Below are 16,433 nucleotides of genomic sequence, written 5' to 3'. Positions count from 1 at the left end.
CAAAAATCTGCATAATAAAAAGCCCCCGCTCCTGACAGAAACGGGGGCTACATAAAAACCAAAACAAATTTCAGCTATGCGCTTTTCACTTCATTGTGAAAGAACAGAATGGGTTCCATTCCATTTTCAACAACGCTTTTATTGATCACGCACTCTTTGACTCCACTCATGGAGGGAAGCCTGTACATGATATCAAGCATGATGGATTCAAGCACGTTGCGCAGACCGCGTGCACCGGTTTTACGCTGCACAGCTTTGGCTGCAATAGACTTCATAGCGTTAGCAGTAAAAGTCAGGCGTACGCCGTCCAGTTCGAACATTTTCTTGTACTGCTTGACCAGAGCGTTTTTAGGCTCCTGAAGGATACGCACGAGATCTTCTTCGCTCAGCTCGGAAAGAGCGGTCTGAACCGGGATACGGCCGACAAACTCGGGAATAAGACCGAATTTGACCAAATCCGCGGGTTCTGCTTTAGCAAACAGTTCACTGATTCCCTTATCTGACTTCTGCTCAACCTTTGCACCGAAACCGATACCGGAACCGGACATGCGCTGCTGCACGATGGTATCCAGACCGATAAACGCACCGCCGAGGATAAACAGGATATTGGAGGTATCGAGCCTGATAAATTCCTGCTGGGGATGCTTACGACCGCCCTTGGGAGGAATGTTGGCTTCGGTTCCTTCAATGATCTTGAGCAGAGCCTGCTGCACGCCTTCACCGGAAACATCGCGAGTGATGGAAGGACTGTCACCCTTGCGGGAAATCTTGTCGATCTCATCAATGTAGATGATTCCGCGGGATGCGGCGTCAATGTCATAGTCAGCGTTCTGCAAGAGCTGCACGAGAATGTTTTCCACATCCTCTCCCACGTAACCGGCTTCGGTCAGTGTGGTGGCATCTGCAATGGCAAAAGGAACTTTAAGTACTCTTGCCAGAGTCTGAGCCAGCAGGGTTTTACCGGAACCTGTAGGCCCGATCAGCAGAATGTTGCTCTTATCGATTTCAACGTCATCAGAGCCGCTGGACTGGGTGTAGTACACACGCTTATAGTGATTGTGAACTGCTACAGCCAGAATCTTCTTGGGGTGCTCCTGACCGATTACATATTCATCAAGCAGTTCTTTAATTTCCTGTGGAGACAGGAGCTTACCTGCATCAAACTCCTCACCGACCGCTTCCTGAGCCATGATGTCATTACAAAGCTGAACACACTCGTCGCAAATGTAAACATCAGGTCCGGCGATCAGACGCTGCACCTCATCCTGAGACTTGGAGCAAAAGGAGCAATGAAGGTCCTGTCCTGAACCTTGTTTTTCATTACTCATCAGGAATTAACCTTCCTTGGATTCAATATTTCCGCGAGTCTCCAAAACCTTGTCGATGAGGCCGTATTTAACAGCTTCCTGAGCAGACATGAAGTTATCGCGATCAGTATCCTTCTCAATCTCTTCTACAGTCCTGCCGGTGTTTGCCGCCATGATAGAGTTGAGGGATTTTCTAAGTCTTAAGATTTCACGGGCCTGAATATCAATGTCAGTAGCCTGACCCTGCGCACCGCCCAGAGGCTGGTGAATGAGGATACGGCTATGCGGCAGGGAATAACGCTGCCCTTTCTCTCCTGCGCTGAGCAGGAAAGCGCCCATGCTGGCAGCCTGTCCCATACACAGGGTTGCCACAGGAGCAGAGATATACTGCATTGTATCGTAAATAGCCATGCCGGCAGTAACTACGCCGCCGGGAGAGTTGATATACATGTAAATTTCTTTATCAGGATCTTCTGACTCCAGAAAAAGAAGCTGTGCGCAAATAACGCTGGCAACATGGTCATTAACTTCGCCGCTGAGCAGGATGATTCTATCCTTAAGAAGACGGGAATAAATATCGTAAGCGCGTTCTGTGCGCCCGGTAGTTTCAACAACAATAGGTATGGTTCCAGACATCTATATCTCCCGGAAATATTTATTTATAAAAGGGAATTGAAATTAATGAAAACCGCCCGATCCGGTACGGATAATCACGTGATAATTCATCCTAATCATTTGAATGCTTGAGTACAAGCACAAATCCGGCGGGTCAAACTCTACAACTTGTTAACCGCATATAGAATTATTAACAACCCGTTTTCAAAAAAAATCAAAAGGCGGCGCGGTAAGATAACCACGCCGCCTAACATGTATATTTAAACGGTCGAGATTACTTGTCGTCCTTTTTAACAGGATCGATTTCAGTAACGTCTGCGTTTTCGTAGATGAACTCGGCAGCCTTGTCAGCAAGGAGACGGTCCTTGAGAGGAACAAGGAGGTTGTTCTCTTCGTAGTAGGACTTAACGGAGCTAAGATCCTGTCTGGTCTGCTGTGCGATCTGGTAGAGAGCGCCTTCAACTTCCTGAGGTTCTACGGAAAGCTCTTCACGCTTAGCAACGTTGAGCAGGAAGATTTCAGTGCGTACGGACTCTTCAGCCATGGGACGCTGTTCTTCACGGAGCTCTTCCAAGGATTTGCCGAGAGACTCAAAGCTCTTACCGGAACGCTCTGCGCGGCCGATAACATCAGCAACCATACGCTGCAGGCGGTCTTCCATGAGGGAAGGAGGCAGCGGGAAGTCGAGTTCTTTAACGATACCGCTGATCAGCTTGGTCTGAGCTGCAGACTTGTTGAGCTGCTTGCGGTTTGCAGAGTAGGACTGCTTAATGATCTCACGCATTTTTTCAACGGATTCAAAACCGCCGGCCTGCTTAACAACATCGTCGGTAAGTTCGGGCATTTTGCGTTCTTTAACGGCGTGAACAGTAACCTTCATGGTTGCGGTCTTGCCTGCGAGATCGGAGTTGATGAAATCTTCAGGGAAAGTGATGTCAGTTTCACCGGACTCACCAGCTTTCAGGGTCTTAACGAACTCTTCGAACTCTTCAAGAGAGTGACCTTCACCGATGGGCAGGTCGAAGTTGTCAGCCTGTACGCCGGGGATAGGCTCGCCGTCCATTTCTGCGGAGAAAGTTACGGAAGCGAGTTCGCCGTCCTTAGCAGGACGATCTTCCTCAATGGGAGCGATCTTAGCCATGGACTGGAGCAGTCTGGTTTCAACGTCTTTCAGTTCATCTTCGGAAACTTCGGCACGCTCTTCTTCAACGGAAAGACCGAGGTAACCGGGAGTATCGAATTCAGGAACGATTTCGAACTTGATTACATAGCTGAAATCTTCACCGCGAACGAGTTCCTTAGCGTCAACGTCAATTTTGGAAACGGGAACGAAGGACTGGCCGTTGAGGATATCGTTGATCTGGTAGTTGATCAGGTCAGTGGTAGCTTCGCTGATGATCTGTTTTTTGTACTTTGACTGGATAACAGAAGCAGGAACTTTACCCTTTCTGAAACCTTTAACCGGGGTCTGTACTTTGTACAGGGCAACGGTTGCATCCAGAGCTGCACCAACTTCTTCAGCAGGTACGGAAACTTTAATCTCTCTTTCTACCGCTGAAACTTCTTCAATATTAAAATCCATCTTAGGCATCCTCCTAGAAAATATATCTGCCACGAGCAAACCGCTACGGCAGTTGTGTACTTTGGCTTGTGTCGGCCAACGTGAAGTCTTTCACATTGTTCCAACAAAAGAACTGGGATTATTTAGGCAGTTTCCACACAAAGTCAACCCCCTTAAAGGAGTTGATTCACAAATAATGAATATAAATTGAATTTTATCCCTAAATTCCCAGTGGATGCCCGCTTACACGTATCATTAATAATAAAGCGGAACCCCGCTACAGGATCCCGCTTAAGCAAGGAGGAGATGCGTATTGATTAAAATTTATGCTGCAAGCTTCTGCTTTAGTGCTTTCCGCTTTGATTCAAACCGCTCTATCAAGGCTGCCTGCCCTTTGTGGCCGGGGTTAAGGAAGCCGATAGCGAGATCATATGCATGTACCGCCTCATCTTCTTTGCCGCACATCTGCAAGACAACAGCAAGATTGTTATGCAAGGTAGCCCGATGAATCTTCTTGGACTTGCACTGAGACATTTGAATCGCTGCCCTCAGATTATTTTCCGCTTTTTTGAAATCGCCCTTGTTACAGGCCTGCATACCTTCCCTGTTCAACTGCCATGCTTTTCCGAGATTACACATATGATTCTCCTGAGATATATTTGAAATTGTTTGAAAGCTATTTTCCGTCGTGCTTGAATACAAGATATTGAAAACGATTTTCAATGTCAAATCTTAATTTTAAAAAAAATAAGCCACATAAAAATATATGTGGCTTATTTCCATTTTTCTAAGCACTTACACGGTGCATTCTTCTAAACTCTATCATCCCTGACAGGCAAATCGGGCTGGTTTTGGCTGGCTATTTCCAAATATCTTATCCGTGAAACGCACATACCATGCCGCCGACTGCACCTGAATAATGTATGCCACCGCAATTACAAGAGCAGCATCCGATCCTTGCGCTCCGAATGCATTAATAGCGATTGCCAGTGCGATAGACAGGTTTCGCATGACTGAACCATACACAAGGGCAATTGCGTCTCCTCGCGGCAGCAATGTCTTACCGACCAAAGTGCTCAAGGTAAAATTGAACAGGTAAAGAAGCAATAACGGAACGAGGATGCTGAGCAAAACTTCCGGTGCTGAAGCAATGGTCTTGGCCTTAAGGGCAAGAGCCACAAATACGATCCCAAGCACACCAAGAGTTGAGATAGTCGGGAATTTCGGACCGACATATTTCTGAAAATCAGCCTGACCATATCTCTTGATCATGAATTTCTGGGTCAAAAAGCCAAGCCCCATAGGCAGAAAAACGATAAATACAATCTGTTTAAATACCGCCATTAGGTTAATCTCAATAGAAGCGCCCATCAGCAACTTTACGAAAACCGGGGTCAGCAAAGAACCGGCAACTAGACCTACCACAGTCATTTTTACCGCTGCGGACATATTCCCCTTGGCAAACCCGGTCCATGAAATGGTCATTCCGCTAGTCGGGACCAATCCCGCAAGCAACAATCCCAAAGCCATATAGGGCCTATCAGAAAAGAAATACATACCGAACCCAAAGGCGACAAAAGGAACAATTCCGAAATTGATCATCTGGGTCAGGAGCTGAGCTTTGCCATCCCCTCCTTCAAAAACTTTTTTAACCTTCAGGGTAACCATCATGGGATAGACCATCAAAAAAGTGAACGGAATAATCATTGATTTCAACCAAGTTGGATCAAAGCTCAATCCATAAATAAATCCCGCAACCATCATCACCGGAATAGCCAGAATCAAATTCTTTGTAATTTTCTGTAATATAGTCCACATATCCTTCTCCAATTCATTAAAGTTCATTCATTGCTCTACCCCGCCCTCATGAGTTAAAAACTACCCCATACAATTCAAACGCACATTGACCTCGATCAACAGGATCGCATTTGGGACAAACTATGAATAAAAAAGACATTGAAAAAGAAATCAGCGAGCTGCCCCTTTTTGCCAAATTAAAAAAAGAACAGCTGGAAAGACTATCCAAGTATGCAGTAGTTAATGAAATCCCCCGTAAATCAATTTTCTTTAGCGAAGACAAAGCATCCAAGGGGCTACATGTTTTGCTGACTGGGAAAGTTAAACTTTTCAAAATTTCCGACGAAGGCAAAGAGCAGACAATCTTCGTATTCGGTCCCGGAGAACCGTTCTGCCTGTGTTCAGTCTTTTCCGATGGAGTGCTCCCGGCGAACATGAGTGCTCTGGAAGACAGCCGGGTCCTTTTCATCAACCCAACTGAATATGAAAAACTGGTTCAGGAAGACCCCACTATCCTGATGCAGATGATGCGGGTAATGTCCAGACGGCTTAAGGATGCCATGGAAATGATAGACTCTCTATCACTCAAGCAGGTCCCTTCACGACTCGCAGCCTACTTCCTCAGCCGTGAAAAAAATGGGAGGATAACCATGGATATATCCTATCGCGAACTTTCCAAAATTATTGGAATCACTCCTGAAGCCCTATCCCGAACCATGAAGAAAATGAGTTCCAACGGCTTAATTTCAGTTGATGGTTCAGAAATTGATATTCTCGACCACGAGGAACTGAGCCGTTGCCGCGAAGGAGGATGCCTGCGCTGAAGACATCAGCAAACTGAGCAACTTTGTACTATCCGGATAAAACCAGCCTGTGCCAATTTCTACTCATACTGAAAATGAGGAGAAAGACGTATGAACATACTGGCATTTCTGGCCTACAGCATTGTGGTGACATTCACCCCCGGACCTTCAAACATTGTAATATTTTCCACAGCGCAAAACCACGGCCACAAAAAAGCACTTGAATTCGTGGCCGGGGCAACACTGGCTTTCGGCATATTACTGAGCCTTTCCGCAGCCCTGAGCAGCTACCTTTTTAAAATGATGCCGCAGATCCAAACCGTCATGGCTATTATCGGGACAGGCTACATGCTCTACCTTGCATGGAAAATTCTGCACATGGATGACGGCGGAAACTCGAAAAAGAGCGGTGGATTCATGACCGGATTCACCATGCAGTTCATCAACCCGAAAGTAGTGCTTTTCACCCTGACCGTCATTGGCAGTTTTGTAATCCCTGCTTTCTCTGATCCTATGGACATTGCCCTGTACGTGCTTATACTGACATTCATCGGTTTCTGCGCCTACAGCTCATGGGTTGTGCTGGGAACGTTCTTCCGTCGCTACCTGCGCCCATACCAGAAACAGGCAAACATCATCCTGTCATTGACCATGGTTTACTGCGCATGGTCCATTTCCGGACTGCAAAACTTACTTTAAGTATATTAGTTATGCGGGAATTCAACTACACACATCATGAAGACCTGACCGTTCTTTCAGCCAGATTTGATGAATTCAAATACAGGAAGCACTCCCATGAGGAATACGCCATAGGAGTGACCCTGCAAGGAATTCAAAAATATTGGTTGGAAGGGGAAATGCTGTATTCAAAACCGGGCGGAATCATGCTTTTCAGCCCGGAACAATTGCATGACGGCTGCTCCGGAGGTGAAACAGGACTTGAATATGTTATGACCTACATCCCGCGGGAGCTGTTTGAAAAAGTATCCGGCAAAAAGGATGTGCTGAAATTCTCCACTCCTATAATTAATGATCCGAAACTGGCAGCAAACATTGTTAACCTGACCCGTTCAATCGAAACAGGCAAAGGAGACCTGCTGACCAGCGAGCTGATCATGGACGTCATAGACCGGACAGCGAATACAGTAGAACAACGGCGTACCCCCCGTAATTACAAGGCGGTACAACGCGCGGTTGAAATGATGCACGACAATTTCGAAGCACCGCTGAAACTCGATGAAATCTGCAAGGAAGTGCAGATGTCCAAATTCCACTTCATCCGTCAATTCAAGGCAATGAAAGGACTCTCGCCATACCAGTTCTTCCTCAGTTGCAGGACTGAACAGGCCAAAAAGCTCCTTGATAGCGGAGAAGAATTGTACGCAGTCATGCTCGATTGCGGATTCTATGACCTCTCGCATTTCAACCGCCAATTCAAAAGCGTCTACGGGATCACCGCCAAGGCGTATTCAAAACTGATCAACAAATCCTGCTGATCAATCATTGATATCAAAATCGCCGCCGGAATCGAAATCCGTATCAATATCAGAATCAACATCCCCTGAGTCAAAATCATTGTCAGCAGAGTCATGCATGGTTGAAGCTATATAATGAGTTTGGGCCATAGCCATCCCCATAGCAGCGTCCTCATCATCCTGCGTCCGGCACATACGGGCAGTCATATACTTGCCACGGCGGTAGACCTTGCGCATCATCCACCAGATCAGCAATCCACAAAAACTGAGCAAACCGCCCATAAAAAACATGGCCAAAGCATCATCCGACCCCATATCAGGCTCCATAAATCCGGACAGAACCAGCAGCGCGCCCGGAAAAGACAGAATTGCCCCCAAAAGGAAAAGAATAACCACCCTGACCCGTACTCCCCAACTGACACCCATACTCACGCTCCTTGCTGAGATTATTGTGGTTCATCTAGAGAATAGCACATTTCGGATCACAGCTCACGGTTTCGAATAAAAAAAACGTCCCCTCACTGAAGGGACGTTTTTTGCACAAGCTTTTACGGATTAATCGGCTTTATCATTCTGTATAGTTGGTAATTCGTAATGGCCGACTTTACCGGAAAGCATGTCCATCAATTTATAAATGCGGACTTTTCCGTTTTCCCATTTGTAGCCATCCCATTTTCCTATACCCAACCATGCTCGCCCGGCCTCGTAGCCATCACGATAAGCTGAGATCTTTGCATCAGCCAGGTACAAACCGACCATCCATGACCACCGTCCTTCGTAAGTGATAGTCCATTCGCAAATATCTACGGAAGTATCCTGCGGATAAACGTCCGGCGTAATTCCTTGATCCCGCATCCATTCCTTAAGAGTTGTCTTAAAGAGTTCACGGGTACCATCATGTTCAATGATGCAAACCTTCTCCGCCTGCAAAATCTCCGGAACAGGCTCATTAACAACATCAATCGACGAACACCCTGTAATAAAACCCAGAATCGCCACAACAAAATATAATTTCAAGCTTTGCAAACTATCCCCCTCAAGCACGACTTAAGCCGGAGTATGATGGTTACACTACGGGGTCAAGGTCCCGACCTTACAAAGTGAAACAGGCCGCACTGTATAAACAATGCGACCTGCTTCGGACAATGGAGTACGGGACTGTACTAGGAAGAAAGCTGTTTAATTAAAGTATTAAGCTCATCGCTCATCCGGACCAATTCGGAACTGGCTTCATTGGCGGCATGCATGCCTTCCGCTGTCTGGGCGGCGATGGAGTTGATGTCATCAACTGCCCGGTTGATCTCCTCACTGGTCGCGGATTGTTGTTCCGCCGCAGTTGCAATGGACTGAACCTGATCAGAGGTACCGTTAACGATTTCCGCAATTCGTTCTAGTGTCTGACCGGAGCTGTGCGCAATTTCTGTTGACTGCTCAACGGCATTGCTTGCAAGGCGCACACCTTCAATGGACCTCTGCGCCCCGTCCTGAATGGCCTTGATTGCTTTGCCTACCTCATCGGTAGCAGTCATGGTCTTCTCAGCAAGCTTACGCACTTCGTCGGCAACAACCGCAAATCCGCGCCCTGCTTCACCTGCCCGGGCTGCCTCAATTGCAGCGTTCAAAGCCAACAGGTTAGTCTGATCAGCAATATCCTGAATAACCGTTATAACACTTCCCACGGAATCTGTCTGCTTTCCAAGATCACTCATGAAAGTACCCAGATTTGTGGCATGTGTATTCATAGTCTCAATAGATTCAACCAGCTTGCGGCCTTCGTTCTGGCCTTCGTGAGCATTATTAGCCGCTGCTGTGGCATTATCCGCAGCATCAACAGCGTTACGGGCCACTTCAAGGGTTGTGCTGTTCATCTCTTCCATGGCGGAAGCAGTTTCAGTAATCCGCTCAGACTGTAAAGCCGCGCCCTTAGCCGCTTCTTCAATCTGTGAAGCGATCACTCCGGCAGCAGTATTAACCTGTCCGGTAATATCTACAAGTTCAGCCGCAACATTAGCGACCCTTTCGGCATTTTCCTGAATTTCACGCTGCTGCTGTTTAACCTCAGTAAGGTCGAAGTAAATGGTCAAAGCTCCGCACAATTCATCATCAAGATCATAAAATGGCTCGCCGGAAAACTGTAATTCATGAAGACCGCCGTCACCCTCAAAAGAAGTCTCGCCTTCAATGCGGATGCCCTCGCTCACAACACGGTCTGTCCTTGTTTTACGTGAGTTGTCGCCGTACACATACCCACCGGTTGTTAAACCGTAATAATCTTCAGGCTTGCCGGTTTTACCGGAAATCTTGAAAAGCCGATTACCAACGTAATTAACTTTCGCCTCGGCATCACAGGTCATAAAAGGATACGCCTCGGCAATGGCATTAAGTACCCCTTCTGAAAAACCGATCCTTTTTTTAAGAACATCAATAGTAGAACAGACTTGCTTGCCAAGCTGACCGAGATCCCCTTCACAAGACTCAGGCCGATTAGAATTAAAGTCCCCTTCTTCAACACCCTTCAGATACTTGGCAATAGCATCTGATTTTTTCGCAGCCCCTCTGCTCACCATCTGAACAGTGACCATCCCTCCCAACAGGACAATCACAAGAACAGACACGGCTGCAATCTGTAACACAAATTTCAAATCAGTCCCGAATTCCGCTGCGGTAAACACTGACAACGCACTCAGAACAGCACACACGCCAACCCCAATCATCAATTTGATCTTCATAGCACCCTCTGCCTCCAAAGGTTCAAAAGAAAATAAATCCACCCCAATGAAATCTGCTTTCAGATGAACATTTATGAACGACAACGAACACCATATAAGCGATTCCGAAAAAGTTATTTTCGAAATTACTCAAACAAACCACTTGAGTCAATAGATTGTGACAATTTCAGCAACAGGAGTGTTGCATTGAGAAAACAAATTGATATTTAGATAACGCTAAGCACAGCAATTCCAACAGCAGCCAAACACCATATTAAATTTCAACTAACGCAAAACAATAAAATTCTTCCCAAAACTTACAAACAGTTCGCAAAATAAAGGAGTTTTTTCTTGACAGATTGGCACAGTGATGGATAGTAAAGCTTTCTGCGCGGGCAATTAGCTCAGTTGGATAGAGTGTCAGCCTCCGGAGCTGAAGGTCACAAGTTCGAATCTTGTATTGCCCGCCAATTATTTCAATAGTTTACAGTTGAATTTGGTGAATATTTTAGAAAACTAACTCACCTTTTTTGCTAGCCTAACTTTTCAAGCCTGTTCACGTGAACAGGCTTTTTTTATGACTTCTTAAGGGTTCCTGCCTTTCCGCAAGAACTGAAAACGACTCTGGAACATAGCCTATTGCCCCTGCAAATGCTGAAGGGTCGAAGCTCAATCCCCCGGAAAATTTCTCTGGAGATTTCAACTTAAAAGTTACCGCATCCGTAGAACACGCACGGCAAGCCCATTAAAATAATCCAATCCATAGACATTTATGTGGAAGCAGGACCTGATCCTGCTATGCACATAAATGCAGGAGCTTAGGCATACATGAAAGTTTTTGGAGGGGATTAGTTACGATTTAAGTGGCATAAGGGAGCAACCTTAGGATCATGCATGTCAACCCGGACTACGGGAAGAACCCCCTCTATATTGCAATTGAGATTCACAATCAACAATAATTAATTCATCAAATGTTAGAACCGTTCAATAGGAATTGCCTATATACAAATGCGATTTTCAATATTCCAAATGTTCAATTGTCAGGAGACTCTATGAATAAATTTATCCTTCTTTCTCTTATTCCACAGCTACTGATATGTGCCCCGGCCATGGGTAATACGCAGGTCAAAACTGTACACGAACAAGCCTCTAAAGCTGTAGCTATAGAGGCAAAAGCGCAACGACAATATCAGAACTGGGCAGATCTTAAAGAACAGAAATCCGATGAGATTCGTGAGATGAAAGCCACTGAGGCTTGGCTGGAATTTCAGAACCAGAAATACAGCAGATACGTCAATAAACAGGAAGGAGTAATAGCAGAGCTGAAGCGGCGCAAAGAAGAAGCGAAACGAATTAAGATGGAGCTTGAACCGTTTTTGGAAACAGTTGTTGATCAGCTGGAACTCTTCGTGAAATCCGACCTGCCCTTTCTGAACGATGAAAGAACCCGCAGAATTCAGTTCTTACGTGACTCTCTGGATGATTACCATTTGCAACTCAGTGAAAAACTACGCCGGGTATTCGAAGCATTACTTGTCGAGACTGAATACGGCCAAAATATCTCCACTTCCACACAGGAATTAATGATTAACGGGAAAACTACCCAGGTCACTATCTTTCGCCTTGGCCGGGCAGCCCTTTACTACCAGACAACAGACGGCTCTGAGATCGGAATCTGGGATAAGGACTCAAACACGTGGAAAACTCTGGCCCCCACATATGCTTTGACCCTACACCGCGCCAAAGACATGGCGGAAAGAAAGCGCGCTGTTGAATTATTGAAACTTCCGCTGGGAGTGGCGAAATGAAAATAGTCTTATATTGTCTTTTACTTTGCTTATCGTTTCCTTTCTGTGCAGATGCGCAGAGCTGGACTGACACCGCAAAAACCGTTGGCAGCATTGCTTTGGAAGCTAAACAAAATGCGAAAACAACCAAGGCCCTTATTGCAAAAGAACAAAGTGAGCTGAAAGCTGAAAAACAGCAACTCGACAACAGCATCAACTCTAAACAGAATAAATTTGATTCTCTCAAAGCCAAATATGAAGAACTCCTCAAGGAAGAAAAACAACTTAATAAGGAATTAGCCGAGCAGGCTCAGGAAATCCAAACCATAGACGGAACTATTCGTACCTCAGCCAAGCAGGCACGGGATTATTTCCATGAAAGCCTGACCACTCCTGAACACCCGGAACGAACTGTCATTTTAAAAGAAGTATTGAAAGCCAACACATTTGCCGGATTAAGCGGTATCCAGAATCTGCTAGGCCTGTTCATGGATGAAATGATTGCATCCGGCAAAATTGACCGGCGCGAGGGAAAATTCACCGGAACAGATGGGACTGAAAAATCGGGTGAAGTACTCCGCATCGGCTCATTCACCTCAGCCTACCGCCAGCCCGATGGGACATTAGGTTTTCTGCGCCCTTCCCCCGGCGGCGACAAGCTCATAGCTGTGAAGGGAGATCCGGGTTGGTCACTATCCAAAACTATGAACAGTTTTCTGGATAACAATGGTGTTGCTTTTCCTGTGGATATCTCAAACGGAGCTTCTTTTGCCCGACTGGCTCAGCAACAGAAAAGTATACAAGAATGGCTGAGTGCGGGGGGGCTGCTGGTCTGGCCCATAATAATCGTTGGGATAGCAGCTTTCATTCTAGTTATCGAACGGTTCTATACCCTTAGCAGAATCCGCAGCAACTCGGACCGCAACATGGGAAAGATCCTGAATATGATTGCCAACGATGAATGGGATAAATGCCGCACTTTCTGCAATGAACAATCTCAATACCCCACCTGCCGTATCATCGGACATACCCTGAATTACATGGGACAGGCACGAGAAATTATCGAAAATGCATTTCAAGAAGGCCTGCTCAAGGAACTCCCGATTTTGGAACGTTCCCTGCCCTCGCTAAATGTTCTAGCTGCAGTTGCCCCGCTGCTGGGTCTTTTGGGTACAGTTACCGGCATGATCAGCACTTTCCAGATCATAACTTTATACGGCACGGGAGATCCCCGGATGATGTCCGGGGGCATATCCGAAGCACTGGTCACTACTCAGTTAGGGCTGGCTGTGGCAGTCCCAATCATGATTCTGCATCATATTTTGGACCGCCGCGTGGATAAAATCATTAGTGACATGGAAGAAAAAGGATCCGGATTCGCTGTTGCCCTGATGAAGAAAGGCAAACTCAAAAGTAGAGACGAGCACCATGCAGCAATTTAACATCATGGAACTCCTGACTGAACATTTTCAAGCCGGCGGCGATATTATGATTGCGCTGCTGCTCCTCTCACTCATCATGTGGACTTTAGCCATATATAAGAGTCTTCGCTTTTTTCGTGAAAGCAATAAGGAGCTTTCTCCGGCTAAATGCCTTGAAATGTATGAAAATGAGCCGCAATCATGCAAAATAAAACTCCCGGTGTGGCAATTCGATATTCTCTCTGAGCATATGGATGCGAACGGTAATGATCCTGATTTAAACAGGGAACTGCTGAAATCAATACGTGTGCGTCATGAGTTCACCACCATGTGCAACATCGGTACTATCCTGATTCTTGCGGCCGCGGCTCCACTGCTTGGCCTTCTGGGGACAGTAACCGGTATGATTTCGACCTTTGATGTAATTGCCCAGTTCGGAACCGGAAACGCACGTGCTCTGGCTTCAGGTATATCCGAAGCTTTAGTCACAACTCAAAGCGGTCTGGTAGCCGCTGTTCCGGGACTGATTCTGGGAGGAATACTTCTGCGCAAGGGGGAAAAACTGAAATCCCGGATGGAATTATTTTGCATTTGCCTTCAAGAACAGACCGACAGCCTAAGCACTCAGAAAGGGATAGCCAGATGAGAAGTATCCGTCATTCACGCACCAGACGAGGCGGAGGCAGTGAAATCAACATGACTCCCCTCATTGATATGGTTTTCATTTTACTTATCTTCTTCATTGTAACCACCAGCTTCGTACGCGAAGCGGGAGTTGATGTGCAGCGCCCTTCTGCGCAAAGCGCGGAGACCAAAGAAAAGGCTAATGTCATTTTAGGCCTTACTGCGGAAGGACAAATTTTTATTGAAGGAAGACCCTTAGATATCCGCTCGGTTCGGGCTTATATGGAACGTTTTCTTGCAGAAACGCCTGAAGGAGCTGTTGTAATTGTCGCAGACAAAGACAGCATGACCGGAGCCGCTGTACAGGTTCTTGATCAATGCCGCCTTGCCGGAGTGCAGAACATCAGCCTCGCGGCGAGGAAAAAATAATGCTCCGGAACACACGAGGAACCGGAGACTTTGTTGCAGCCTGCCTTGGCTCCGTCATGATCGCCGGGCTGATATATATCGGGGTAGTTCTACTCAACACTGCGGAAAAACCGTCCGTAAATCCGGTTGTTAATGGAGCAATCCGTATTGCACAAGATCAGAAAGAAGAACCGGTGGAACCACTTGAACGCAAAATACTGGACGACCCCAAGCCACCAAAGCAATTGCATAAGACATTCTCATCAAAAACCAACCGCCCAAAGAATACTAAACCAAGAATGGATATTAACACTCCAAATTTCAAGGCTGACATGCATCCCGGCCTGAAAGGCGGAATTTCCATTCCCCGCATGGAATTAGGCGGAGTCGGCTTTGAAATGGATGAAGTGGATGAAATGCCACAAATTACCAGAAATTACCCTCCTGAATATCCCTATGGAGCAAAGCGTAAACGAATTGAAGGAGAAGTCGTGGTGCGCATGTTGGTTACCAGCAAAGGAAATCCTGTAAACTTTTCCGTCTATTCAGCCAGTCCCTCCGGCATTTTCGAACAGGCAGCTCTTAAGGCTGCAAGGCGCTGGAGATTCAAACCCGGAAAATATCATGGAGAAAATGTGGACACATGGGTCCTGCTTCCATTCAAATTCGAGCTGACACGATGAAAACCATATCCATTTTTACAATTATATTGCTGGCAGTATTCTGTTTTGTTCGTACCGGCTTTGCCAAACTCCCCCCGCAGGCCCGTCAGAATCTGTACAAAGCTCAATTACTGTTGGATGAGGAGAAATACGCTGAAGCTGCCGCCGTAATAAAGAAATACATAGACTCCACCACTGAAACTGTGGATGCTCAAGTTTTTCTTGTGCTTGGCGGAGCCTATCTGCAAACAGAAGATGATAAACAGGCATACGACATTTTCAAACAAGGCTTTACTCTCCACCCGGAGAATATCCACCTCTGCCGCAATACAGCAGTCACTGCGTATAAACTGGAACGCTACAATGAAGCGGGCAGATTCTTGGAGAAGACCTATACCCTGCAAAAGCCTGCTGATCCCAAGACATTATTTCAGGCGGGATCAATGTACTACAAAGGCGACAACTTCAAATCTTCGATCAGAGTACTGCAAAAACTTATATCCCAGACAAAAAATCCTGACAAAGAGTGGATATCCCTAGCCATTCATGCACTTCTCGAAAATGGACAGCCGGATAAAGCAAAAGCCATGCTGCTGAAATACTTGGAGCAAGTTCCTGATGACTCGGCTTACTGGAAGCTTCTGGCCAAACTCTATATGGACAAAGAGCAACTCGCAAAGACTGCAGCGGCACTGGAAATCGCCTATAGTTTGAAGCATCCTTCACAACATGAATTGGAAAAACTGTCCTCCATATACAGATACAAGGAAGCCCCGTTGTTAGCTGCGACAACATTGGAACGAGCCTACGGAACGACAGTCAGTGCAGAACAGGCTCTCAAGATTGCTGCGCTTTACGCTTCAGCAGGGCGTATAAGTAAGGCGTTGAACATAATGGATCGTTACTCCGAAAACAAATCAACCTGCTTAAAAAAAGGCTTACTCCTCTTTAAAGCCCGACAGTTTAACGATGCATACAAAGCTTTTCAACCTGTACTGGGAACAAAGGATGGGGGCAAGGCCAGATTCTATATGGCTCTTTGCGCATGGGAATTAAAGGACTGGCAAAAAGCAAAGCAGGAACTAAAAACAATCACCGGCGGCAATTTCAAAAAGCGTGCTTCCGGCTATCTGGAAGTTCTGCTTGATATTGAGACGGCTCAAATGGAAAGCATTGAATAGACAAGGCCTGAAAATTCCTCACAAAGGGCAAAAGACCCCACGCCTAAATGCCGGATTCCTATATAGGAATCCGGCATTTAGTGT

General features: G+C 46.2%; 16 protein-coding genes, 1 tRNA gene and 1 pseudogene. 10 read left to right on the top strand and 8 right to left on the bottom strand.

What is annotated here, in order from left to right:
• Positions 1-74 precede the first annotated feature (74 nt).
• From clpX to ACKU40_RS05310, 5 genes are all read right to left on the bottom strand, one after another.
• Positions 75-1,328 carry an ATP-dependent Clp protease ATP-binding subunit ClpX gene (clpX, locus tag ACKU40_RS05330; protein ID WP_320175484.1) on the bottom strand — a complete coding sequence of 418 codons (1,254 nt, stop codon included), beginning with the start codon at positions 1,326-1,328 and terminating at the stop codon, positions 75-77.
• A gap of 6 nt (positions 1,329-1,334) precedes the next feature.
• Positions 1,335-1,943 carry an ATP-dependent Clp endopeptidase proteolytic subunit ClpP gene (gene clpP, locus ACKU40_RS05325; RefSeq protein ID WP_320175483.1) on the bottom strand — a complete coding sequence of 203 codons (609 nt, stop codon included), beginning with the start codon at positions 1,941-1,943 and terminating at the stop codon, positions 1,335-1,337.
• Between the two features lie 253 nt (positions 1,944-2,196).
• The gene (gene tig, locus ACKU40_RS05320) at positions 2,197-3,504 is read right to left on the bottom strand and encodes a trigger factor (protein ID WP_320175482.1); all 1,308 of its coding nucleotides are present in this window, start codon (positions 3,502-3,504) and stop codon (positions 2,197-2,199) included.
• Between the two features lie 303 nt (positions 3,505-3,807).
• Positions 3,808-4,122, bottom strand: coding sequence for a tetratricopeptide repeat protein (locus ACKU40_RS05315; protein ID WP_320175481.1), 315 nt, complete (start codon positions 4,120-4,122; stop codon positions 3,808-3,810).
• A 183-nt stretch (positions 4,123-4,305) separates the two neighbouring features.
• Positions 4,306-5,301: a bile acid:sodium symporter gene (locus tag ACKU40_RS05310; protein ID WP_320175480.1), complete on the bottom strand. Its 996-nt coding sequence runs from the start codon at positions 5,299-5,301 to the stop codon at positions 4,306-4,308.
• Between the two features lie 122 nt (positions 5,302-5,423).
• Here ACKU40_RS05310 and ACKU40_RS05305 point away from each other — a divergent pair, with 122 nt between their 5' ends.
• From ACKU40_RS05305 to ACKU40_RS05295, 3 genes are all read left to right on the top strand, one after another.
• Positions 5,424-6,104, top strand: a complete 681-nt coding sequence (locus ACKU40_RS05305; protein WP_320175479.1) for a Crp/Fnr family transcriptional regulator — start codon at positions 5,424-5,426, stop codon at positions 6,102-6,104.
• A gap of 90 nt (positions 6,105-6,194) precedes the next feature.
• On the top strand, positions 6,195-6,782 hold the full coding sequence (locus ACKU40_RS05300; RefSeq protein ID WP_320175478.1) for a LysE family transporter: 588 nt from the start codon (positions 6,195-6,197) through the stop codon (positions 6,780-6,782).
• Positions 6,783-6,793: 11 nt separating this feature from the next.
• Positions 6,794-7,579, top strand: coding sequence for an AraC family transcriptional regulator (locus ACKU40_RS05295; protein ID WP_320175477.1), 786 nt, complete (start codon positions 6,794-6,796; stop codon positions 7,577-7,579).
• Here ACKU40_RS05295 and ACKU40_RS05290 read toward each other — a convergent pair whose 3' ends face one another.
• From ACKU40_RS05290 to ACKU40_RS05280, 3 genes and pseudogenes are all read right to left on the bottom strand, one after another.
• Positions 7,580-7,984, bottom strand: coding sequence for a hypothetical protein (locus tag ACKU40_RS05290; RefSeq protein ID WP_320175476.1), 405 nt, complete (start codon positions 7,982-7,984; stop codon positions 7,580-7,582). It lies immediately after the preceding gene.
• 129 nt (positions 7,985-8,113) lie between these two features.
• Complete coding sequence (locus ACKU40_RS05285; RefSeq protein ID WP_320175475.1) at positions 8,114-8,575, bottom strand: Sbal_3080 family lipoprotein; 462 nt, start codon at positions 8,573-8,575, stop codon at positions 8,114-8,116.
• Between the two features lie 146 nt (positions 8,576-8,721).
• A pseudogene (locus ACKU40_RS05280) lies at positions 8,722-9,318 on the bottom strand (methyl-accepting chemotaxis protein); the annotation flags it as partial.
• A gap of 1,341 nt (positions 9,319-10,659) precedes the next feature.
• Between ACKU40_RS05280 and ACKU40_RS05275 the strand changes: the two are divergent.
• The 7 genes from ACKU40_RS05275 to ACKU40_RS05245 all read left to right on the top strand — a co-directional run bounded on the left by ACKU40_RS05275 (position 10,660) and on the right by ACKU40_RS05245 (position 16,349).
• Positions 10,660-10,736 (top strand) — tRNA-Arg (locus tag ACKU40_RS05275).
• 582 nt (positions 10,737-11,318) lie between these two features.
• Complete coding sequence (locus ACKU40_RS05270; protein ID WP_320175473.1) at positions 11,319-12,074, top strand: DUF3450 domain-containing protein; 756 nt, start codon at positions 11,319-11,321, stop codon at positions 12,072-12,074.
• Entirely contained in the window at positions 12,071-13,495 is a 1,425-nt protein-coding gene (locus tag ACKU40_RS05265; RefSeq protein ID WP_320175472.1) for a MotA/TolQ/ExbB proton channel family protein, read from the top strand. The genes ACKU40_RS05270 and ACKU40_RS05265 overlap by 4 nt, the downstream gene beginning before the upstream one ends.
• Positions 13,482-14,120 carry a MotA/TolQ/ExbB proton channel family protein gene (locus tag ACKU40_RS05260; protein WP_320175471.1) on the top strand — a complete coding sequence of 213 codons (639 nt, stop codon included), beginning with the start codon at positions 13,482-13,484 and terminating at the stop codon, positions 14,118-14,120. Before ACKU40_RS05265 ends, ACKU40_RS05260 begins: the two co-directional genes overlap by 14 nt.
• Positions 14,117-14,527: a biopolymer transporter ExbD gene (locus ACKU40_RS05255; RefSeq protein ID WP_320175470.1), complete on the top strand. Its 411-nt coding sequence runs from the start codon at positions 14,117-14,119 to the stop codon at positions 14,525-14,527. The genes ACKU40_RS05260 and ACKU40_RS05255 overlap by 4 nt, the downstream gene beginning before the upstream one ends.
• On the top strand, positions 14,527-15,189 hold the full coding sequence (locus ACKU40_RS05250; protein WP_320175469.1) for an energy transducer TonB: 663 nt from the start codon (positions 14,527-14,529) through the stop codon (positions 15,187-15,189). The genes ACKU40_RS05255 and ACKU40_RS05250 overlap by 1 nt, the downstream gene beginning before the upstream one ends.
• Positions 15,186-16,349, top strand: coding sequence for a tetratricopeptide repeat protein (locus ACKU40_RS05245; protein WP_320175468.1), 1,164 nt, complete (start codon positions 15,186-15,188; stop codon positions 16,347-16,349). Before ACKU40_RS05250 ends, ACKU40_RS05245 begins: the two co-directional genes overlap by 4 nt.
• The last annotated feature ends 84 nt before the right edge of the window (positions 16,350-16,433 follow it).

It is taken from the genome of Maridesulfovibrio sp. (assembly GCF_963666665.1).
GTDB lineage: Bacteria > Desulfobacterota > Desulfovibrionia > Desulfovibrionales > Desulfovibrionaceae > Maridesulfovibrio.
Note: the sequence above shows the minus strand (reverse complement) of the source record. Positions and strands in the feature narration are given on the sequence as shown.